Genomic DNA, 20708 nt, shown 5'->3' on the forward strand with positions numbered 1-20708 from the left:
TAAAAGCAGTGAAAAATAAATTTTAAGGTTTCAATTTTGAATATCTTATAAGTCTTTATTTAGGCAAATATAAACAAAAATCTTGTTGTGACTTTACTCAAAATCTTAGTTTAGAATTGGTATAACATCAGAAAATTAAAGTTATTTAGTAATAATAACTATCTATAGATAGATGTAAAATATACAATTTTATATATTGTCATAGATTAATAATAAAAAACTTACCAATTCGGACTCTTTGCCTTCACGACCTGACTCCAAATCAATCAGCACTAACTCTACTCCGGTTGATTTTAGACGGGCTATCTGCTGCTCAAGTGCATGACTATTTTGACTTTGCTCAACAGTGGAAACCCTGGCATAAACGACGATCTCCCGGATTTCAGCAATTTTCTCCTGATTGTTCACAAGCGCCGATACTCACCCAACTGCTAGATAATTTACCATCTAGCTGGCTATACCACTCTTTTTTCCAAATAGGTGCGTTATGTTTCAATGTGTCGATCGCAAATTGACAAGCAGCAAAAGCCTCCGATCGATGTGGACAACCTACAGCTACCAAAACACTAATTTCCCCAATTTTTAACTTTCCAATTCGATGATGAATCACTACCCGATTTACATCCAACCAAGTATGACGAATCTGGGCTGCTATTTGGGCAAATATTTGTAAAGCCATCGGTTGATAAGCTTGATATTCTAAAGCAACCACAGATTTTCCATCAGTTTGATTGCGAACCATCCCACTCATGACTACGATCGCACCATTAGCAGGATCATCTGCTAAAGTGTAAACTTCTTCCAACGATAAAGGCGCAAAAGTAATAGCAAAACTGTCATTTGAATGAGATTGAATCGGAGAAGTTAGTGAACTGGCAACATTAGGATTCATAACAAACAGATAAAAAAGATTATTTTAAACACTAGTCTTTCTAGACCCCCGACTTCTTCAACAAGCCGGAGACCTAAAGTATTTAACTCTTAGCACCACCAATTAGATATAACAAAGCCATACGAATTGCCACACCACTCGTCACCTGCTGAGAAATCAAACTAAACTCAGGATCGTCCATTAAATCAGAACTAATTTCTACTCCCCGATTTACTGGCCCTGGATGTAAAACTTTCACTCCAGATTTACATAACTTTAATCTAGCGCGAGTAATACCATATCTTTGATGATATTCTCGCAAACTAGGTAATAAGTGCTGGGTCATTCTTTCCCGTTGTAAGCGTAGAGTCATGACAAAATCTGCATCTTTTAATGCAGGTTCTACATCCCAATGTAAAAATAATTTACGTTCAGGAATTGCGGAATTTGCCTGATTTTCTGACACCCAATCAGCAAAAAGCTTTGGTAAGAGAGTTGGCGGGCCAGCTAAGTGGACTTCTGCTCCAGCTGCGGTTAAACTCCATATATTAGATCTGGCTACCCGTGAGTGAAGAATATCGCCAACAATTGTAACTTTTTTGTTTTGCAAAAGTTCAATTTTCGGTTGTTTTGGCTCTAATACAGAACAAATTGTAAACAAATCTAGTAATGCTTGTGAAGGATGTTCATGTTGACCATCGCCAGCATTGAGAACACTGACTTGTGATTGTAATCGATCCATTTCTTGTGCGATCGCTTGTGGTACCCCAGCTTCCCGATGACGAATTACCATAATATTAGTACCCATAGCTAGGTACGTTTTCGCCGTATCTAAAATCGTTTCTCCTTTAGTTAATGAAGAGCTTGCTGGCGCAAAACTAAGTGTATCTGCTGAGAGTCTCTTAGCTGCTAGTTCAAAACTGTTACGAGTCCGTGTTGATGGTTCAAAAAATAAATTAGCTACCACCTGTCCTTGCAGTGTCGGTACTTTCTTTACCCTTCGAGAGAGTACTTCTTGAAAACTAGCAGCTGTCTGCAAAACGATATCGTACTCTGCTGGCAAGAAATCGGCTAAGGAAATGATGTGTTCGCGTGTCCAAATACTACCCATATAATGTAAGAACCTAGATGAAAAATCATACTGTGTATAAACTTAAAGCAATCATAAAATTTTTTATTAGTTCAATACAATGGTTAAACCTAGAATAATCACCGAGGTAAGTGCCAACAGAAATAAGGTAAAACAAGTTACAAGTAAATTATCGGATGATAAAAATCTTATTCATGAAATTTAATTTCTCACAACTTGTTCACAGAGTAAAGAAAACTTTTCACAAAATCATGTTTAATATACTACACCACTGCTATGGAAAAAGTAAAAATTAAAACTGCACTACCTAGCAATCCAACCAAAAGGCTAGAACTACAACATCAGTATGAGATAGTCAGTACAGATGCTCAAGTAGGATTTGATGACATTGTTCATCTAGCGGCACAAATTTGTCATACACCTATAGCAATTATTAATTTAATTGCTAATGACAGACAATGCTTTCAAGCCAAAGTAGGAATAGAAGTAACAGGGGTGCCAATAGATGTAGGTTTATGCCCGATTTGTCTTCAAGAAGGCGGCTTAGTGATTATTGCAGATACTTTAAATGATGAGCGTGCTAAAAATAATCCAGCAGTCACAACCTATCCTTTTATCAGATTTTACGCAGGTATACCGCTAATTTTAGCCGGAGGAAAAGCGATCGGGACTCTTTGCGTAATAGACCAAAAACCTAGAGAAATTACTGCTAAACAAATTGAAGCATTGCAAGCTCTAGCTCGTCAAGTAGTTAATACTTTGGAATTAAAGAATACCATTGCCAAACTGAAGTATATCAACAGTGAATATGAAACAAAAAAAATAAAATTCAGCACTGATTATAAACAAACTGAAAGAAAACAAGCAGAGGTATTATTAAAAGAGCATCAAGTATCCCCAACTCAACAAGAAGAGTTGTTGCGAAAAGTTTTAAATGCCATTCCTGTAGGAGTTTGGATTACAGATAAACAAGGTAATATTTTACAAGCAAATCCCGCAGCCTGTCAGATTTGGGGTGGGAAACAAGAGAATTTTGGTTTAGCAAATTTAAGCTTTGGATTAGACTCTCCTGACTCTACGAACTCTCAGCAATTTAAAGCTTGGTGGACAGATACAGGTAAGCCGATAGAATCTCAAGAATGGGCTCCTTATTTAGCAATAACTACCGGAAAAATTACCTTAAATGAGTGCATCGATATTCAACGTTTTGATCGCACTCGGAAAACCATTTTGAATTCGGCTATCCCTTTAAGAAACGATCGACAAGAAATTATTGGGGCAATTGTTCTTAATCAGGATATCACCGAACAGCAAATCTTTAAACAAGCCCTTTGGGAAAATCAACGTTTATTTCAACAAATAGCTGATGCTACACCAGAAATACTCTATCTCTATGACTTAATTTTTGACAGAATTATCTATGTCAATCAACGGATAACAGAAATTTTGGGTTATAGTCCTACAGAAATTCAACAAATAGAAGGTTTAGTGCAGAAACTAGTTCATTCAGAAGATTTGCCTAAACGCCAAGAAAGTTTCAACCGTTTAGCGGCAGCGAAAGATGGAGAAGTAATTGAAAGTGAATATCGGATGCAACGCGCCAACGGTGAATGGTGTTGGTTAATTAGTAGAGATGTAGTTTTTAGCAGAACTCATGAAGGTTTACCTTATCAAATATTAGGTACTGCTACCGACATTACTAAGCGCAAACAAGCCGAAGTAGAATTGCGAGAAATGAGTATGGCGCTAGCAAATGCTGTGGAAGGAATTTCTCGCTTAGATGCCAATGGTTGTTATCGTGTTGTTAATAAAGCTTATGCTAATGCTTGTGGATATGAACCAGAAGAAATGTTAGGAATGTTCTGGCAAAAAACTTTACCTCCCGAAGATTTAGAAAAACTAAATAATGCTTACCAAGAAATGCTAGAAAAAGGCAAAGTAGAAGTTGAAGCCAGAGGTATTTGTAAAGATGGTTCCCATTTTTATAAGCAGATAGTTATGGTAGCTGCTTACAACGAAGAAAAGCAATTTATTGGGCATCATTGTTTCATGAAAGACATTACCCAAAGAATGCAATCAGAACAAAAAATTCGGGAACAAGCTGCCCTTTTAGATATTGCCACTGATGCGATTTTTGTAAAAGATATTAATCATCAAATTCTATTTTGGAATCAGGGTGCCCAACGGCTTTATGGTTGGACAGCAGCAGAAGCGATTGGCAAAAATGCTAATGATTTTTTATATAAGAATCCGATCGATCGGCAGCAAATTCAACAAACTCTCTTAGAAAAAGGAAAATGGCAAGGAGAACTCCGTAAAGTTACTAAAAATGGTCAAGAAATTATTGTCGAAAGTCGCTGGACATTAGTCTATGATGAAGCAGGAAAACCTAAATCAATTTTAGTAGTAAACACAGACATTACCGAAAAAAAACAACTAGAAGCTCAATTCCTTCGCGCCCAACGTATGGAAAGTCTGGGAACTTTAGCTAGTGGTATTGCTCACGATTTAAATAATATTTTAACTCCAATTTTAATGGCTGTGCAACTCCTCGAACTACAATTAAAAGATGAACGGAGTATGCGACTATTGCCGATTCTGAAAGCTAATTCTAAAAGAGGTGCAGAATTAGTCAAACAAGTGCTATCTTTTGGGCGGGGAATTCAAGGCGATCGCACGATCGTTCAAGTCAGACATTTAATAGCAGAAATCCGTCATATTGCTAGAGAAACTTTTCCCAAATCAATAGAATTATATATTGATTTATCCGCAGAACTTTGGACTGTTTTGGGAGATGCCACACAACTACATCAAGTATTAATGAATCTTTGTGTAAATGCTCGCGATGCTATGCCCAATGGTGGCACTTTGAGCATCTGTGGCGAAAATATTATGATTGATGAAAATTATGCTAAACTCAACATTGATGCTAAAGTTGGAGCATATATTGTTGTTACCATAGCAGATACCGGAATCGGAATTCCTCCAGAAGTTATCGATCGCATTTTTGAACCATTCTTTACTACCAAAGAACTTGGTAAAGGTACAGGACTTGGCTTATCCACAGTATTGGGGATTATTAAAAGTCACGGCGGCTTTATCAATGTTTATAGTGAAATCGGAAAAGGTACTGAATTTAAGATTTATTTACCAGCATTAGAAGTTCAAGAAAATCAGCAAATAGAAGAAACAAAATTACCGAAAGGTGCAGGAGAATTAATTCTCTTAGTTGATGATGAATCTGCCATCCTTGATATTACTAGAACCTCATTAGAAACTCATGGTTATAAAGTAATTTCTGCTGGTGATGGACAACAAGCGATCGCTACATACAAACAAAATAAAGCCAAAATTAGTTTAGTATTACTAGACATGATGATGCCCAATATGGATGGCTATAAAACCATAAAACAATTACAAAAAATCAACCCTAATTTAAAAATCATAGCCATGAGTGGACTAACAGCTAATTCTGTAAATGCCGAAGGCACAAGTAAGCAAGTCAAAGGGTTTCTTTCTAAACCATTCACTACTGAAGAATTATTAGTCACTATTAAAACAGTGCTGAACCCGAAAGCTAAAAATGAAGCATAAGAATACATTAAAAATTCTGCAATCTACCAAGAAAGTACTCTTGCTTTATTTAATTGCGATCGATCTCACCTTGGCATCCATCTATCTAATTAGCAGTATCTTATTTGGTAAATCTTTCAGCAATTTTGATTTTGATATACCCAGAACCATACCCATTGTATATGCTGCTTTTAAACTGTTTGCGATCGGTTTTTTGTTAACATTAGCATCCTGTTGGCGGCGGCATGAACTACCCAAAAATTAGTCTTAATTCCACAACTGCGATCGTCAATTCAGTGAAAGATACAATTGAAGAATTAACAGAATTATTGGGTGAAAGCATCGCACTTTTTGGTCTAACTTTATTTTTTCTTACCCAATTACAGGCAGATAGCATAGGAGACAAAGGGACAAGGGGAAGGGGAGATGAGGAGAAAAGATAACCTTTATCCTTTCTTACCTTCTGCCTTCTGCCTTCTGCCTTCTGCCTTTCCCCAGTCTCCTTAATGAGCTTTGAAACCAAACACATGAACAGCTAACGAAATTAAAGACAGGAAAATTATAAATCCTACTGCATCCAAAGTAGTAGTTAATAAGGGCCCACTCATCATCGCCGGATCGAGTTTTAATCGCTTAATTCCCATAGGTAACAAAGTACCCAAAATCACAGCAACAAAGACATTAATTGCCATTACTAATCCTGCGATTATACCCACCCATCTAGAACCTGGAGTAGTCCAAATAAACGAGAGTAGAAACAGTGCTAAACCTAAAGCTGTAGCAGTTCCTAACGCCGCTAAAATTTCCTTACGTAAAATTTTTAGGGTATCTAAAGGCGTAACTTCTCCTACACTTAAACCGCGAATAGTCACAGTTACAGCTTGAATCGCCACAGTTCCCCCAGTATTAGAAAAAATCGGCATAATTACCGCTAACACTGGCACTTGGGAAATTACAGCTTGAAAAGGCGCGATCGCACTTGCCGCCCCAATATACAACGCCATCACCCCCAACAACCAAGGTAAACGATTCTGAATCGTCACCAAAGGCGGAGACAAAGCTTCCTCATCGCCACCACCTACCCCGGCTAACTTTTGGATATCCTCGGTAGCTTCTTCCTCTAAAATATCGATGACATCATCGATCGTGACAATACCCACCAAACGGTCTTCGCGATCGACCACAGGCAACGCAATCAAATCATAACGCTGCATCAATCGCGCCACCTCTTCTTGAGGCATTTCCGTATAAGCTTTAATCACCCGATTGCTAGCAACATCGCGAATCAAAGCATCAGGAATTGAAAACAACAACTGCCGCAACGACACCACCTGCAACAACTTGCGGTTATTGTCCGTCACGTAAGCATAGTAAATCGTTTCCTTATCCTGGTCACTTAACCGAATTTTGCTTAAAGCTTCGCCAACCGTCAAACCCTCCCGTAAACGTACATACTCAGTCGTCATCACCCGACCTGCGGTAGCTTCTGGATAACCCAAAATAGTCGCAGTCGCTTGTCGTTCCGCCGAACTGAGTTGTTGTACCAATCGTTTTACCACTCCTGCTGGAAGCTCATCAAATAATTCTGCCCGGTCATCAGGTCGCATTGCCTCCACAATTTGACATACATGAGTATCATGCAGCGAACCAATCAACTCTTCCTGCACTTCCTGTGGCAAATATTCAAAAACATCTATTGCCTGAGCTTTGTTTAATAAACGAAAAGCGATCGCCCGTCGTTCTCTCGGCAAATCACTAATATAATCGCCAACATCCACAGCGGGCAAAGAATTAAGTTCCCACTTCAACTGATTTAAATCAGCAATATCCTCTAGCGCCACACGCCCTTCCTGTGTCAGCATTCCACCTCCTAGTCTCCCCCGCGCCGGGAGACAAAACTCACCAGCTTAGGGGAGGATAATACTGTCAGATAATGGACTTTTGTCCATGAATTTAAACAACTGAATTCGACACTGATACAAACAGCAAAGATATGGCAGAGTACCAGTATTTCTATGCTATCCCTTATCCTGCCAATCCACAATCAGTCAATCAGAAGAAAGAAGGCACAGGTTTAAAGCTAGTCAATCTAAAATCTAAAATCCAAAATCTACAATCCATAGACGCTTGTTCTGGACGATACTTTATTGCTAGAATTCAGCCACCGTATTTATCTAATCCAGAGATATCCCGATGGACATCAAAATTGTTCTTCTAGCCCTAACCGTCATTTTTATCCTGTCGAGTCTCTTTTTCGGCACCAAAAATGGATTCTACGATACAGATAACTATCACGGTAACGGAACAGCCCACTAAATAATATCCTTTCTCCGAAAGTTTGCTACAGAAGATTGACACCGCACGAGGACGCAGAGATCGATTTGTAGCCACATTTTAGAGAGTTTATATCAGCCAAAAGTAAAGAGGCAAAACTCAACACTCAGTATTTTTCCCATTCGCTCTTTGCCTTTTTACTTTATCAATCCCAAGTTAGCGAAAAAGTATCGGAAGGCATCGTGATAGAGCTAGAATGCTTGCCCTATAGTGTCAATCACGCAGGCGAGGGAATTTGTCTACTCCTGCGGATGGGGCCATATCGCATTCTTTTAGATTGTGGCATGGCTGACATTTCAGCTTTGCTAGCGCCTAACAAAAAAATACCACCAGCTGACGTAGTGTTATGTAGCCACGCCCATCCCGATCATGCCAAAGGTTTATTAGCTTTACATCAAGCTTTTCCCCAGCTACCAATTTATGCCAGTGAAGTCACAACTCAATTATTGCCGCTCAACTGGCCGGAGTTAGACCCCAAGAAAATACCCCCATTTTGTCAAGCTTTACCTTGGCGATCGCCAGTCGAATTTCACGATGGACTTTGTGCCGAACTATTCCCCTCTGGACACTTACCAGGTGCCGCATCGATCCGCCTCACCTACACCACTCACCGCCGCAGCTACACACTCCTCTACACAGGCGACTTCTTCCTCTCCAACTCTCGCTTAGTCGAAGGTTTACCCCTCGATACTTTACGGGGAGTTGAACCTGATATTCTGATTATTGAAGGCACCTACGGCACTGCACGTCACCCCCACCGCCGCCAGCAAGAAAACCAACTCGCAGAACGGATTAGTCGCGCCGTTAGTGCTGGAAAATCCATCCTCATGCCAGTACCAGCTTTAGGATTAGGTCAAGAAATCCTGATGTTGTTGCGAAGTCACCACCTATTTACAGGTCGGGACTTAGATATTTGGGTAGATGGGACAGTTGCCGCTGGATGCGATGCTTACCTGGAACTATTACCGCATCTTCCGGCTTCAGTGCAAAACTTTTCTCGTCACCAACCTTTATTTTGGGATGAACGAGTGCGCCCCCGTGTCCGCCGCCTACAACCAGAACAAGTTCCCCAGCTAGGAAAAACTAGCTGTATCGTGCTAACTGATGAATCAGTTGATTTGAGTCAGTATCTTTATCCCAATGCGGAAGCTTGGGTAGTTTTATTACCGCAAAGACCGGGACGCTCAACAATAGAAGATTATCAGATACACACAAATAATTCTGGTATTCTCAGCGTGGAAAGTTACCTTTTAGCTCAACATTGTGATGGCCCAGGTACAACCCAGCTGATCCATAATTTGCGCCCGCAGCACGTCGTCTTTGTTCACGGTTCTCCCACTTATTTGGCAGATTTAACTAGCTTAGAGGAGTTACAAAACCGCTACCATTTACATTCCCCCAACGCTGGTACGCTAGTAGAACTGCCGATCGGTGAAACATTTTTACAACCTGCCGCCCCAGAAACCAACTACGAAGGCGAACTCACTGAATTAGGGACAATAGTTACTATTAATTTACCAGACACAATTACCGCTGACCCCCGCTGGCAAAATTTTGCTGATACTGGTTTAGTGGAAGCACGTTGGCAAGGTGAGGAACTGGTATTGCGCGGGTTAACTCAACGAGAATTATTGACTCAAAGAAGCGATCGCTTACCCGCTGACCTAGCTTGCTGTGGGAATTGCCGTTATATGCGGGGGCAACGTTGCCGAAATCCGGCATCACCTTTATTTGATTTTAAAGTGACACCGGACGGATATTGTCCTGTATTTGAACCTTCTTTGAAGGTAGAACGGGAAAACGGCGATAACTCTAATTAATCTAAATTAGAATCTGGGAAATGATTGCGGATTTGCTCTGCTTCTGGACAATCATCTGACACTAGAGGTTCGACATTCCCTCTTGGTACGGAAGCTAATTTTTGACTCACGGCACCGATACTTTCTAAGCGTACCATCTCTTCCCAGGAAGAGACTTCATCATCTTCGTCTGTCTCATAGCGCAAAGTTACTAAATCTCCCTCAATATCGATAATTCGGGCGCGTTCAATCCAACGTTGCTGGTCCCGCAAGAACACACAGACTTCTCGACCATCGCAACAGAGTTGATATATCTTGCGGTGTAGCATATATTGTTTCTCCTGAACAGGGAACTCTTCAACTGCTTAGTTTGTTAATCTATCTTTGGCGACTGACTTCAGGAAAATTACTTCACATTTAGTCAGCCATTTCATCTAAAGCCACATTCTCAGAGGTGTAACCATCGAGATCTAGGCACCTCAGCATAAATTGTTGCTGCCCTTGCAGACAACATCCTGATGTTTATCTGATGCTAAGGTTAGAAAAAGTTTATCTCGAATTGAGCAACAGATAGCAGGGGGAAAAAAATTTTTTAGTTTTACGGCAACGGTGGTAGTAATCATTTAAGGATAGAAGCGTTTAACGGGATTCGATCGAGTGAGTGGAAACGCCATTATACAGATACCTTTTATTCTATCAATACTTCGGTTTTATTAGTCTAGGGAAAACTACCATATTTGTAGTAATCACCGCAGCAAACTGTACAAATGACAAATTATTTATCAAGCTTAGGTGTCTCAAAACCAGCACCAATCAAAGCTATTAGCATTTGCCCCTAATAATTGCCAATCTTTCCCCTTGGGGAAATGATTTTTATTTCTTGCTAAACTGAGCAAATCTGCATTAGGCCCTAACAAAGCATAATATTTATTTATTTTTTACTTCATTACTTTTTGCTTGTGAAGTGTATTTACCTGTACCAATCACAAAGCAATCTCAAGAGTAAATTTTAAAATTGCAAATAAAAGAGTAATTTTTTCATATTTACAGACCATCTAATCTGTCTAACGGCAATTTGCCTGAGCGGACTTTTGCCGTTAGTCCTTGTGTATCATTAAATCCCAGTTAGGTTTGGTTTAATGTATCTATGAATACACTACATCCCCCCAACCAGAAATTTTAGTTAGATGCGTATCTTCTGGACAGGGTTCCACGTACTCTATTAGAGATTGTGTGACTGCCCCGCGTGCCTCTCGCTCAATTTGACCGGAGCTGACTGCATTGTACAAGGAATAGAGGGCATCTAAGTCAGCGGATTGATAGCCTTTATGAGCGAGAACTTGCCCAATCAGACCTTCTGAAGCAACACTTAAACACCCTGTTTGAAAAGCTGACTTAACCAGTGAACGAATCATAACTACTTCCTGAGCATCCTTGATGCGTTAACCGTCAATACTAATCTTAAACATCTGCTTTTAGCAGTAAATGACAGAGAGCGGTAGCAAGTTGTGATAAATTCCTCTATTAAATTGTGATTTGAGTCACTGAGGCTTTTAAATAGCAGATTTCAAACATTGATGTTTCAGTTTTTGCTACCATGTTTAAGTTTAAGACTGCAACTGATAAATTAATCTATCTAATAGCTTATCTGGGTTACTGTTAAGATCGTGTGAAGACAGTCAGGGCTAATTAAAAAAGCTGGTAAAGATTATAAAGAGAGATAATGTCTGAGTGTTGATTTGTAGCGATCGATCTCTTGTAAAGTAGTGAAATCAACAAATTTTGATCGATCGGGAGAGTATTATGGAGTTTGCGATCGCAGTACAACAACAGCAATACAAAACCTACATTCTCTCTGACCATCAAGCCCAATCCCGCATCGAAGTCGTACCAGAAAGAGGCGGAATCATCACCCGATGGCAGCTACGGGACGAAGAAATTCTCTATTTAGATGCCGAAAGATTTGCCAATCCCGACTTAACCGTAAGAGGCGGAATACCCATCTTATTTCCCATCTGCGGCAACTTACCTGATAACATCTACACCATTCACGGCAAAGAATATCAACTTAAACAACATGGTTTTGCCCGTGACTTACCTTGGGAAGTCATAGACCAAGAAACCCAAGAATGCGCCAGCATCACCCTGCGTTTAGACAGCAACGACTACACAAAACAGCTTTATCCTTTCGACTTTGAGGTTATCTTCACCTACCAACTCAAAGGCAACGCCTTAGAAATTCGGCAAAGTTACACCAATAAATCTGCTGAATCTATGCCCTTTTCCACAGGACTGCATCCTTACTTTGCCACCTTAGATAAAACGCAGCTAGAGTTCCAGATTCCCTCAACTGAATACCAAGACCAACGAAATAAAACAATCCACCCATTTACAGGCAGCTTTGACTATGAAAGTGATGAAATAGATGTCGCATTTCGCGATTTAACCGAAGTTTCCGCCAGCGTGACCGATAAAAGCCGCAAATTCCACCTGCATTTAAGTTACGACGATGCTTACACTAGGGTTGTATTTTGGACTGTCAAAGGCAAAGATTTCTATTGCCTAGAACCTTGGACTGCCCCTCGCAACGCCATGAACACAGGCGAACAACTGATTATTTTAGAGCCAGAAGCTTCCATAGAAACAGTAGTTGCTCTCACTGTCACCCTCAGCTGAGAATCTGATTAACCTGCTATCAAAGCAATCCGCTGATACCGGATTTCAAAAACAACAAACCGAAAACTAAAGAAACGACAATAACTATAGAACGGTTATTTTTGGTCAACCAGGCAGAAATACTATCCAGTAAGGATTTCGATTTTTGGGGCATGAGGATACGAATCAAGATCGGGAGCAACAGCAAAGATTGGGCGAGTAAAATGAAGAGTAAGAATGCGATCGTGCTAGAAGGTTGTCCCAATTGTGCTGCTGCGATCGTAGCCAACACACTCAGAGTAAAAACCCATAACTTAGGTGCAATCAATGGCAGTCCCAGACCAATCCCAAACGCCTTGACAGGGGTTGAACTGTCGATCGTAGTTAACCACTTTGGCGGTGGGTCATCTGGGTCATCCTGACCGCGCCACTTTTTATAAGCTGCGATAAATAACAAGATACCGAGTACCAAAAGCAATGTGGAAATCACCAGATTCTTATCGCTGCTTGCCTCAGCAGATGCCGCAGCATCGATGAAAATCAAGCCAAAAATCAATCCTTGTAGCAGACGAGTAATAGTCATTCCAGCGAAATATGCTATAGCCTTAAACAGTCCTTGTCTGTCGCTTTTCAGGAATAGCAAACAAATGATGATTTGCAATGGCACAACGGCGCTGCCGATGATGTACGGCAACAGCGAAACGAGCAGAGTTTCCATAAAATACACCACTCTATCAGTTAGCGATCGGACTTAGTGTTTTTGCAATCTTTGGAAGCCTCATCATTAATGATATGACTCAAGCCGATCGCATCAAATAAAAAAACTTTTTCCTTAACCCCTTGCATTTTCCAAAAAAACTGTGCTATTGTGATAAACGTTGCGAAAACGATAAATAACACGGGTCGCTAACTCAACGGTAGAGTACTCGGCTTTTAACCGATTAGTTCCGGGTTCGAATCCCGGGCGACCCATTTTTTAATTTTATAGTCCTCTTATTAATTGCAGCAGAGCAGAGAGGTTCCAGGGGTTCCAGAGCAAGAAAACTCTGTAACTCAAAACTCGAAACTCTCTCTTGGGCGAGTTTTGCTGATATCTTATCTGTTTGGTAATCAACATACTTTACTCTCAACCGCCCCTACAACTGGAAAACTTTCCCTTTCCCCTTTCTGAGCAATCTGAGCAAAAATTCCTAGAAGAGATTCCATTGAGTCGCAAAATATCTTAAGATTATCCTAATGATTTAAGATTGTACAAACCCAATTAGCTGAGCAACCAAATATAGGAGGACCACTTATGGCGATTGTACCAATGAGGCTGCTGTTGGATCACGCTGCTGAAAATGGATACGGTATTCCAGCTTACAACGTTAATAATATGGAGCAGATCCAAGCGATCATGCTGGCTGCTAAAGAAACAAATAGCCCCGTGATTTTACAGGCTTCTCGTGGCGCTCGCTCATACGCTGGAGAAAATTTTCTTCGCCATTTGATTTTAGCGGCAGTGGAAACCTATCCTGAGATTCCCATTGTAATGCACCAAGATCATGGCAACGCGCCATCTACTTGCTACTCAGCCATGAAAAATGGGTTTACTAGCGTAATGATGGACGGCTCTTTAGAAGCTGATGCCAAGACTCCTGCTAGCTACGAGTACAATGTCAATGTTACTCGTGAAGTAGTAAACGTTGCTCACTCGATCGGTGTTAGCGTTGAAGGCGAACTAGGTTGCTTGGGTTCTTTAGAAACTGGAAAGGGTGACAAAGAAGACGGTCACGGTTTTGAAGGTACATTATCTCATGACCAACTGTTGACCGACCCTGATGAAGCTGTTGACTTTGTGGAACAAACTCAAGTTGATGCTTTGGCGGTGGCTATTGGTACCAGTCACGGTGCTTACAAGTTTACTCGCAAGCCAACTGGTGAAATCTTAGCTATCAGCCGGATTGAAGAAATTCACCGCCGCTTACCTAACACTCACTTGGTAATGCACGGTTCCTCCTCTGTACCTCAAGATTTACTAGACTTGATTAACCAGTTCGGTGGTCAAATTCCTGAGACTTATGGTGTACCTTTGGAAGAAATCCAAAAGGGCATTAAGAGTGGTGTTCGGAAAGTAAATATTGACACCGACAACCGTTTGGCTATCACTGCGGCGGTACGGGAAGCATTAGCTCAAAAACCCAGTGAATTTGACCCCCGTCACTTCCTGAAGCCTTCGATCAAGTATATGCAGAAAGTTTGTGCTGAACGTTATGTAGCTTTCGGTACTGCTGGTAATGCGAGCAAAATCAAGCAAATGTCTTTGGATGATTATGCGGCTAAGTATGCCAAGGGTGAATTGAACGTTGTCACCAAGACTACTGCAAACGTCTAATTTGCGACTTTGCTAATTTAGTAATTTACGTAAGTATAACGGGTAGCTTTTGTAGCTACTCGTTTTTTTATTGGTTTGTTGTGGCGACTTCAGTCGTATTCTGCTTAGCTTGGAAACGACTGAAGTCGTTACAACGGAATGTTGAGTTGGTTTGTTGTGGCGACTTCAGTCGTATTCTGCTCAACTTGGAAACGACTGAAGTCGTTACAACGGAATGTTGAGTTGGTTTGTTGTGGCGACTTTAGTCGTATTCTGCTCAACTTGGAAACGACTGAAGTCGTTACAACGGACTGTTGAGTTGGTTTGTTGTGGCGACTTTAATCGTATTCTGCTTAGCTTGGAAACGACTGAAGTCGTTACAACGGACTTTTTAATCTTTGATTTCGAGAGCTGATTCGGTTGGTGTGGGTTGAGTGTTAGTGGGGGAGGTGGTATCGTTGTTAGGTTTGATTATGGCAGAGTGATCTTTGCTGGTGTGATTGGTGTGAGTATTGTGTTGGGCTTCGTCAGCTTTTCTGACGGAACGTATTGAGATTAGTGCTTCTTTGATGACTACTGCGGTGGGTACTGCTACTACTACTCCTAAGAGTCCGCCGATTCTGGCTCCTGTTAGGATGGCAATGAATACCCAAAATGGATTTAATCCTGTGACACTGCCTAAAACTCTGGGTGCGATGATATTTTCCACTATTTGTTGGACAATGAGGGCGGCGGCTAGGACTTGCAAGGCTAGTCCAATGTCTCTTAAGGCAACGAGAAAGGTGACTAGTCCGATTCCGACAGAACCACCAAAGGGTACGAGTGCCATTAAACCAATTGTCAGGCCAAACAACAAGCCAAAGGGTACTTTCAGTAATAGGAAAACGGAGATTAATCCAGAAGCCATGCAGGTGGCTAGGATGATTTGTCCGGTGAAGTAGTTTTGAAAGCTCGATCGCAAAGTTTGGGAGAATGGTTGTTGGATGCGTGCAGGTAGCCACTGAATTAAACTGACCCAAATATCTTTGCTGTGGAGGAGTAAGTAGAAGGTTACTACTATTGTCAGTAAAACATCTAGCAATCTAACTACAGTTAATACTGTGAGGTTTAAGGCGAGATTGAGGGTTCTTCCGGCTATGTTTTGCAGGTTGGCTTTTAAGCGATCGTTAATTTGGGAGATTAATCCATCTAAACTGAGGGGTAGACCTACTATGTCAACTCTTTCGTTGATCATTACTAGTTGGCGTTGTCCTGAGTCGATCCATTCTGGTAATCTTGCTACTAATTGTTGGGCTTGGGTAAAAGCAAGTGGCACCAGTGTTACTCCCACTCCTACTAAAATAAACACAGTGAGTAAGAACACAAAAATCGCTGCTTGCGCTCTGTTGACTCCGCGTTGTTCTAACCAGTCTACCGGATAGCTGAGGAGGAAAGCTAATAGGGAAGCTACTAGCAGAATGACGAACAGTGATTCAAAATAACCGAAAATTTCGGAAAATGCCCAAGCATTTAACACGGTAAGTGGTGCTGCTAGGGCAATTACTAGTAGGCGCGACAATGGAGTGAGGGATTCCCACCAGTTGAGTAATTTACTTTTTGGTGGAGATGGTCGAGAACTAACCATGAAACTAGCTCAATTTTTCAGTGGTGTTACTCATTAGTTTAGTAGGGCAGGGAATCAGATAAAACTAACCTTTTGAGGGTATGGGGACTGGGGATTAGGCACTGGGGGCTGCAATTGCTTATACATCAAACATTTCACCAATAAATAAAGTACGAGAAAATCGTTAATTTACATGAAAACTCGGTGTTGCAGTGAGGGCATTTGACGGCGGACTTGTTCAAGGCGCTGGGGGTCAATTTCTGCTATGGCTACTCCTGGTCGATCGGCCCCGGCATCAGCTAAAATTACTCCCCAAGGATCTACGATCATGGCGTGTCCGTGCGTTTGTCTCATAGCATAATGTCTACCTGTTTGGGCGGGTGCGATGACGTAACAGGTGTTTTCGATCGCTCTAGCTTGTAATAACACTTGCCAATGGTCTTTACCAGTGTAAGCGGTGAAGGCTGCGGGAACAAATAGGACTTCGGCTCCCATTTGGGATAAGTGACGGTACAATTCGGGGAAACGCACGTCGTAACATACGGAAAGTCCGAGATTTCCCAATTCTTTAGAGGGATAAATGGGGGGAATGCGCGTTCCAGCCATGACGGTGCTGGATTCACGATAGGTGTTACCGTCGGGTAAGTCTACGTCGAATAAGTGTACTTTCTGGTAACAGGCGAGTTCTGTACCATTGGCATCGATGAGTAAAGCAGTGTTGTAAACTCTGCCATTATCTAAGGGTACGGGAAATCCGCCGCCTAAGATGGTGATTTGGAAGCGTTGCGCCATTGTTTTGAGAAATTTTTCGCTTTTTTGCGCGATCGTTTCTGCTTGAGCAATTTTATCTTTTTCTTCGCCCATAAAGGAGAAGTTTTCTGGTAAGCTGACTAATTCTGCGCCCCGACGCACGGCGAGATCGATTAATTCTTCTGCCTGAATCAGATTTTTTTCTAAATCAGGTACACTGGTCATCTGAATGGCGGCGGCGAGATAAGGCTTCTTCATGGAAACTCAAGTAATAGTGTAAAAATTTCGCTTCTGTTTGACGTTGATCCTCAATCGTCTCAAATATAGAAGTAATGGTATTTTAGCTAACTGCGCGATCGCTCTTGAGGATTAGGTCGGAAGAATTAGGAAAATCTCAAATCAAAAATTTTGGTTTTACAGTACTGTGTAAGTAAAGTTTTTCTGGGAGTTGTTTTTGCACTCTTCTATTTCCACTACTTTAGCTAATAGATTTGATGTTTTAGTCGTTGGGGCGGGTGCTGCTGGCCTCTATACAGCACTTTGTTTGCCAGAATCTTTACAAGTGGGTCTAATTACTAAGGATAGCTTACCTCTATCTGCTAGTGATTGGGCGCAAGGCGGAATCGCCGCAGTTATCGATCCGAGTGATTCACCTCAATTACATATTGAAGATACTATGCAAGCTGGGGCTGGTCTTTGTGAGTTAGCAGCGGTAAAGTTTTTGGTGGAACAAGCACCTAGTTGTATTGATTCTTTGGTACAAATGGGAGTGGGTTTCGATCGCAAGGGCGATCGTTTAGCCTTGACTTTAGAAGCTGCACACTCCCGTCCTCGCGTGCTTCATGCTGCTGATACTACGGGAAGGGCTGTTGTCAGCACTCTAACGACTCAAGTTTTGGAACGCCCAAATATTCAAGTGCTTTCGCCAGCTTTTGTTTTGGATCTTTGGCTCTCAGAAAATGGGCATTGTCAAGGGGTAAGTTTAATTTACCAAGGTGAGTTACTTTGGGTGAGTGCTCAAGCTGTGGTGTTAGCAACTGGTGGTGGGGGACAAGTATTTTCTCAAACGACTAATCCGGCTGTTAGTACTGGCGATGGTGTAGCTTTAGCTTATCGTGCGGGTGCGATCGTCCGAGATTTGGAATTCTGCCAATTTCATCCTACAGCTTTAATGAAACCCGATGCACCACATTTTTTAATTAGTGAAGCTGTACGCGGTGAAGGTGCTCATTTAATCGATTCTCAAGGCTACCGTTTTGCTTTTGATTATCATCCAAAGGGTGAACTTGCTCCTAGAGATGTTGTCAGTCGAGCGATTTTTCACCATTTACAACATACAGGGGAACCGCATGGTTGGCTAGATTTACGCCCGATTCCCCCGGAACAAATTCGCCATCGATTTCCCAATATTATCCAAGTTTGTCAACATTGGGGAATTGATGTATTCTCAGAACCAATTCCTGTTTCTCCGGCTGCTCATTATTGGATGGGAGGAATTTTAGTTGATTTAATGAATCAAACTTCTATTCCGGGATTATATGCTGTAGGAGAAACTGCTAGTACGGGAGTTCACGGCGCTAACCGTTTGGCGAGTAATTCTCTGCTAGAGTGTATCGTGTTTGGCGCACAAATGAGTAATTTGCAGATTGAGAGCGCAGCAGGAAATAAGGGGACAAGGGGACAAGGGGAAGCGGAGAGTTCCTCTTTCTCCTCTGCCCCTCTGCCTCTAGAGCCCCTTGCCTTTCTGCCTTCTTTAGTTAAAATAATTCGCGAAGAGTTACCGCAGTTGATGTGGCGGTGTGCGGGGATTTCGCGGCGAGGGGATGAGTTAGAAAGTGCGATCGCTCAGGTAGAATTGTGGCAAAAAGAATTTGCTACTTTGGAGTTTAGTCAGTTCTTCCAAAACTTACAACCCTCGCAGTCAGTTTTGTTAAATATCCCGGACATAGAAGCACAAATTAAGCTTTGGGGAGAGACGCGAAATCTTTTAGATGTGGCATACTTAATCCTTAAAAGTGCTGTTTTCCGCACCGAAAGTCGTGGCGGTCACTATCGCGCTGATTTTCCTGAAACTTCCCCGGAATGGCAAGTTCATACATTAGTTAAAAATAACCAATGGTGGCAATCTTCTCTGGTGGGTAATGGGGACTGGGAAAGTTGTTAATTAGACTTGTTGCCAAAGTCAGAATTTTTGATTTTTTTACCACAGATATCCACAGATAAACACAGATGAAGATAGAGATTGTATATCTTGGCAAGAGGTCTGTATTTTTTCCCTAAAATCCGTCAAAGCAGAGTTTCTTTACCCTTTTGTTCCAGTGTCTTCTGTATATGAGAAAGACTCTAACATTGATTATTTTGAATGTGGGATTATTGATGATTGCTTATGGATTAGTGTTAACTTTTTGGCAGCAATATGTAAACATTAATCCGGTATCATCAAATTTATTAATTCCAGAACTTCCCGATCCACAAATTTTGCTTAGAGATTCTCTGAAACCTCCTAATAGTTTACCAGTTTTGTTACCTGTAGCAAAGACTTTACCTGATTATATGGGTTTAGATGACCAAATTTGGGGGGAAAATCAGCAAGCTGGAGATCAAATTGCCTTATTAAAATCGATCGATAATAGTTTACGTTATCTCTCTTCTGCCAAATCAATTAGTGATTATCAAAAGTATAGGATTCCAGGAATAACTCGCGATCGCGTAATTCGCAGTTTAACAAGATTTCGCCAGTTGGTGAGAACTTCTCGTGACGCAGCACAACTTTGGTCGATGGTACAAAAAGAGTTTGTCCTTTACCAGTCTATCGGTAGAGATGGTTTAGGAAATGTATTGTTTACTGCTTATTATGAGCCAGTTTATGATGCTAGTCGAACACCGACAGCAGAATATCGCTATCCTATTTATCGTTTACCTCCCAATTTTAAATCTTGGGCAAAACCTCATCCTACTAGACAACAGTTGGAAGGAAAAGATGGTTTGCAAGCAAGCAAAGGTAAATTAAAGGGATTAGAATTGTTTTGGTTGCGCGATCGCTTAGAAGCTTACTTTATTCAAATTCAAGGATCGGCTAAACTGCGATTAACCGATGGTACGATTACCACTGTTGGTTATGCTGGAAATACAGCTTATAACTATAGCAGCATTGGCAAGGCTTTGGCAGATGATGAAAAGTTGCCGTTAGAAAATTTGACTATGCCAGTGATTTTGCAATATTTTCACCAAAATCCCCAGGAATTAGATAATTATTTACCGCGCGATCGCAGTTTTGTATTTTTTCAAGAAAACTACGGTCATCCAGCGACGGGTAGCCTTAGCGTACCATTAACGGCAGAAAGATCGATCGCCACCGACAAATCAATTATGCCTCCTGGTGCTTTAGCTTTAATTTATGCACCTTTTCCCTACGCTGATGGTAATCAAAAAATGCAATTTAACACTGTGTCACGCTACGTACTCGATCAAGATACAGGAGGAGCGATTAAAGGTGCAGGCAGAGTAGACTATTTTGTGGGAACTGGAAAACTAGCAGGGGAAAAGGCAGGAATGACCAAAAACATGGGTACAAGCCCCGTCCTTGCAGGACGGCTTTAATTGTGTTAGGCTAAACGCCGTAGAGGTTTTCCACGTCAAATGATAGTTCTAGAGTTTAAAGCGCAAGGGAAAACAACTCA

17 protein-coding genes and 1 tRNA gene are annotated in these 20708 nt (G+C 41.3%); 9 read left to right on the forward strand and 9 right to left on the reverse strand.

The window, feature by feature from the left end; translation table 11 throughout:
* Nucleotides 1-189: 189 nt before the first annotated feature.
* From IQ264_RS19230 to IQ264_RS19240, 3 genes are all read right to left on the reverse strand, one after another.
* Nucleotides 190-408, reverse strand: coding sequence for a recombinase family protein (locus tag IQ264_RS19230; RefSeq protein ID WP_322744749.1), 219 nt, complete (start codon nucleotides 406-408; stop codon nucleotides 190-192).
* The gene (locus IQ264_RS19235) at nucleotides 383-892 is read right to left on the reverse strand and encodes a molybdenum cofactor biosynthesis protein MoaE (protein WP_193982422.1); all 510 of its coding nucleotides are present in this window, start codon (nucleotides 890-892) and stop codon (nucleotides 383-385) included. The genes IQ264_RS19230 and IQ264_RS19235 overlap by 26 nt, the downstream gene beginning before the upstream one ends.
* A gap of 82 nt (nucleotides 893-974) precedes the next feature.
* Nucleotides 975-1982 (reverse strand): aspartate carbamoyltransferase catalytic subunit, encoded by a 1008-nt coding sequence (locus IQ264_RS19240; protein WP_193982423.1) that lies wholly within the window; start codon nucleotides 1980-1982, stop codon nucleotides 975-977.
* Nucleotides 1983-2237: 255 nt separating this feature from the next.
* Here IQ264_RS19240 and IQ264_RS33710 point away from each other — a divergent pair, with 255 nt between their 5' ends.
* Genes IQ264_RS33710 through IQ264_RS19255 form a run of 3 tightly spaced genes read left to right on the forward strand, consistent with a single transcriptional unit; the run spans nucleotide 2238 to nucleotide 5977 of the window.
* Entirely contained in the window at nucleotides 2238-5555 is a 3318-nt protein-coding gene (locus IQ264_RS33710) for a PAS domain S-box protein (RefSeq protein ID WP_193982424.1), read from the forward strand.
* Nucleotides 5545-5799, forward strand: a complete 255-nt coding sequence (locus tag IQ264_RS19250) for a hypothetical protein (RefSeq protein WP_193982425.1) — start codon at nucleotides 5545-5547, stop codon at nucleotides 5797-5799. The genes IQ264_RS33710 and IQ264_RS19250 overlap by 11 nt, the downstream gene beginning before the upstream one ends.
* Nucleotides 5780-5977: a hypothetical protein gene (locus IQ264_RS19255; RefSeq protein WP_193982426.1), complete on the forward strand. Its 198-nt coding sequence runs from the start codon at nucleotides 5780-5782 to the stop codon at nucleotides 5975-5977. Before IQ264_RS19250 ends, IQ264_RS19255 begins: the two co-directional genes overlap by 20 nt.
* Before the next feature lie 60 nt (nucleotides 5978-6037).
* Here IQ264_RS19255 and mgtE read toward each other — a convergent pair whose 3' ends face one another.
* Nucleotides 6038-7396, reverse strand: coding sequence for a magnesium transporter (gene mgtE, locus IQ264_RS19260; RefSeq protein ID WP_193982427.1), 1359 nt, complete (start codon nucleotides 7394-7396; stop codon nucleotides 6038-6040).
* Nucleotides 7397-8053: 657 nt separating this feature from the next.
* Between mgtE and IQ264_RS19265 the strand changes: the two genes are divergently transcribed.
* Nucleotides 8054-9688 (forward strand): MBL fold metallo-hydrolase, encoded by a 1635-nt coding sequence (locus IQ264_RS19265; RefSeq protein WP_322744751.1) that lies wholly within the window; start codon nucleotides 8054-8056, stop codon nucleotides 9686-9688.
* Here IQ264_RS19265 and IQ264_RS19270 read toward each other — a convergent pair.
* Nucleotides 9685-9996 (reverse strand): DUF6679 family protein, encoded by a 312-nt coding sequence (locus IQ264_RS19270; RefSeq protein WP_193982428.1) that lies wholly within the window; start codon nucleotides 9994-9996, stop codon nucleotides 9685-9687. The genes IQ264_RS19265 and IQ264_RS19270 overlap by 4 nt on opposite strands.
* Nucleotides 9997-10812: 816 nt before the next feature.
* A complete protein-coding gene (locus tag IQ264_RS19275; RefSeq protein ID WP_193982429.1) occupies nucleotides 10813-11082 on the reverse strand; it encodes a hypothetical protein in 270 nt (89 codons plus the stop codon).
* A gap of 388 nt (nucleotides 11083-11470) precedes the next feature.
* Between IQ264_RS19275 and IQ264_RS19280 the strand changes: the two genes are divergently transcribed.
* Nucleotides 11471-12343 carry an aldose epimerase gene (locus tag IQ264_RS19280; RefSeq protein ID WP_193982430.1) on the forward strand — a complete coding sequence of 291 codons (873 nt, stop codon included), beginning with the start codon at nucleotides 11471-11473 and terminating at the stop codon, nucleotides 12341-12343.
* A gap of 19 nt (nucleotides 12344-12362) precedes the next feature.
* Here IQ264_RS19280 and IQ264_RS19285 read toward each other — a convergent pair whose 3' ends face one another.
* Nucleotides 12363-13040: a GAP family protein gene (locus tag IQ264_RS19285; protein ID WP_193982431.1), complete on the reverse strand. Its 678-nt coding sequence runs from the start codon at nucleotides 13038-13040 to the stop codon at nucleotides 12363-12365.
* 182 nt (nucleotides 13041-13222) lie between these two features.
* Between IQ264_RS19285 and IQ264_RS19290 the strand changes: the two genes are divergently transcribed.
* Nucleotides 13223-13294: transfer RNA gene (locus IQ264_RS19290), tRNA-Lys, on the forward strand.
* Between the two features lie 322 nt (nucleotides 13295-13616).
* A complete protein-coding gene (gene fba, locus IQ264_RS19295) occupies nucleotides 13617-14696 on the forward strand; it encodes a class II fructose-bisphosphate aldolase (protein ID WP_193982432.1) in 1080 nt (359 codons plus the stop codon).
* Between the two features lie 370 nt (nucleotides 14697-15066).
* Here the strand turns inward: fba and IQ264_RS19300 are convergent, their stop codons facing one another.
* Entirely contained in the window at nucleotides 15067-16299 is a 1233-nt protein-coding gene (locus IQ264_RS19300) for an AI-2E family transporter (protein WP_193982433.1), read from the reverse strand.
* A gap of 168 nt (nucleotides 16300-16467) precedes the next feature.
* Entirely contained in the window at nucleotides 16468-17286 is an 819-nt protein-coding gene (locus tag IQ264_RS19305) for a carbon-nitrogen hydrolase family protein (protein WP_193982434.1), read from the reverse strand.
* Between the two features lie 190 nt (nucleotides 17287-17476).
* On the opposite strand from IQ264_RS19305, the gene nadB reads away from it, so the two are divergent.
* Together nadB and IQ264_RS19315 are read left to right on the forward strand one after the other, a co-directional pair.
* Nucleotides 17477-19192 (forward strand): L-aspartate oxidase, encoded by a 1716-nt coding sequence (gene nadB / locus IQ264_RS19310; RefSeq protein WP_322744750.1) that lies wholly within the window; start codon nucleotides 17477-17479, stop codon nucleotides 19190-19192.
* Between the two features lie 167 nt (nucleotides 19193-19359).
* Nucleotides 19360-20628, forward strand: a complete 1269-nt coding sequence (locus tag IQ264_RS19315) for a murein transglycosylase A (RefSeq protein ID WP_193982435.1) — start codon at nucleotides 19360-19362, stop codon at nucleotides 20626-20628.
* The last annotated feature ends 80 nt before the right edge of the window (nucleotides 20629-20708 follow it).

Source organism: [Phormidium] sp. LEGE 05292 (genome assembly GCF_015207735.1).
Taxonomy (GTDB): Bacteria; Cyanobacteriota; Cyanobacteriia; order Cyanobacteriales; family Aerosakkonemataceae; genus Floridanema.

Bases quoted from the DNA above. Each gene is read 5' to 3' on its own strand.
- IQ264_RS19250 (WP_193982425.1), top strand. From the start codon at position 5,545: ATGAAGCATAAGAATACATTAAAAATTCTGCAATCTACCAAGAAAGTA.
- IQ264_RS19315 (WP_193982435.1), top strand. From the start codon at position 19,360: ATGAGAAAGACTCTAACATTGATTATTTTGAATGTGGGATTATTGATG.
- IQ264_RS19240 (WP_193982423.1), bottom strand. From the start codon at position 1,982: ATGGGTAGTATTTGGACACGCGAACACATCATTTCCTTAGCCGATTTC.
- IQ264_RS33710 (WP_193982424.1), top strand. From the start codon at position 2,238: ATGGAAAAAGTAAAAATTAAAACTGCACTACCTAGCAATCCAACCAAA.
- IQ264_RS19270 (WP_193982428.1), bottom strand. From the start codon at position 9,996: ATGCTACACCGCAAGATATATCAACTCTGTTGCGATGGTCGAGAAGTC.
- mgtE (WP_193982427.1), bottom strand. From the start codon at position 7,396: ATGCTGACACAGGAAGGGCGTGTGGCGCTAGAGGATATTGCTGATTTA.
- IQ264_RS19305 (WP_193982434.1), bottom strand. From the start codon at position 17,286: ATGAAGAAGCCTTATCTCGCCGCCGCCATTCAGATGACCAGTGTACCT.
- IQ264_RS19285 (WP_193982431.1), bottom strand. From the start codon at position 13,040: ATGGAAACTCTGCTCGTTTCGCTGTTGCCGTACATCATCGGCAGCGCC.
- IQ264_RS19235 (WP_193982422.1), bottom strand. From the start codon at position 892: ATGAATCCTAATGTTGCCAGTTCACTAACTTCTCCGATTCAATCTCAT.
- IQ264_RS19255 (WP_193982426.1), top strand. From the start codon at position 5,780: ATGAACTACCCAAAAATTAGTCTTAATTCCACAACTGCGATCGTCAAT.
- IQ264_RS19280 (WP_193982430.1), top strand. From the start codon at position 11,471: ATGGAGTTTGCGATCGCAGTACAACAACAGCAATACAAAACCTACATT.
- IQ264_RS19300 (WP_193982433.1), bottom strand. From the start codon at position 16,299: ATGGTTAGTTCTCGACCATCTCCACCAAAAAGTAAATTACTCAACTGG.
- IQ264_RS19275 (WP_193982429.1), bottom strand. From the start codon at position 11,082: ATGATTCGTTCACTGGTTAAGTCAGCTTTTCAAACAGGGTGTTTAAGT.
- fba (WP_193982432.1), top strand. From the start codon at position 13,617: ATGGCGATTGTACCAATGAGGCTGCTGTTGGATCACGCTGCTGAAAAT.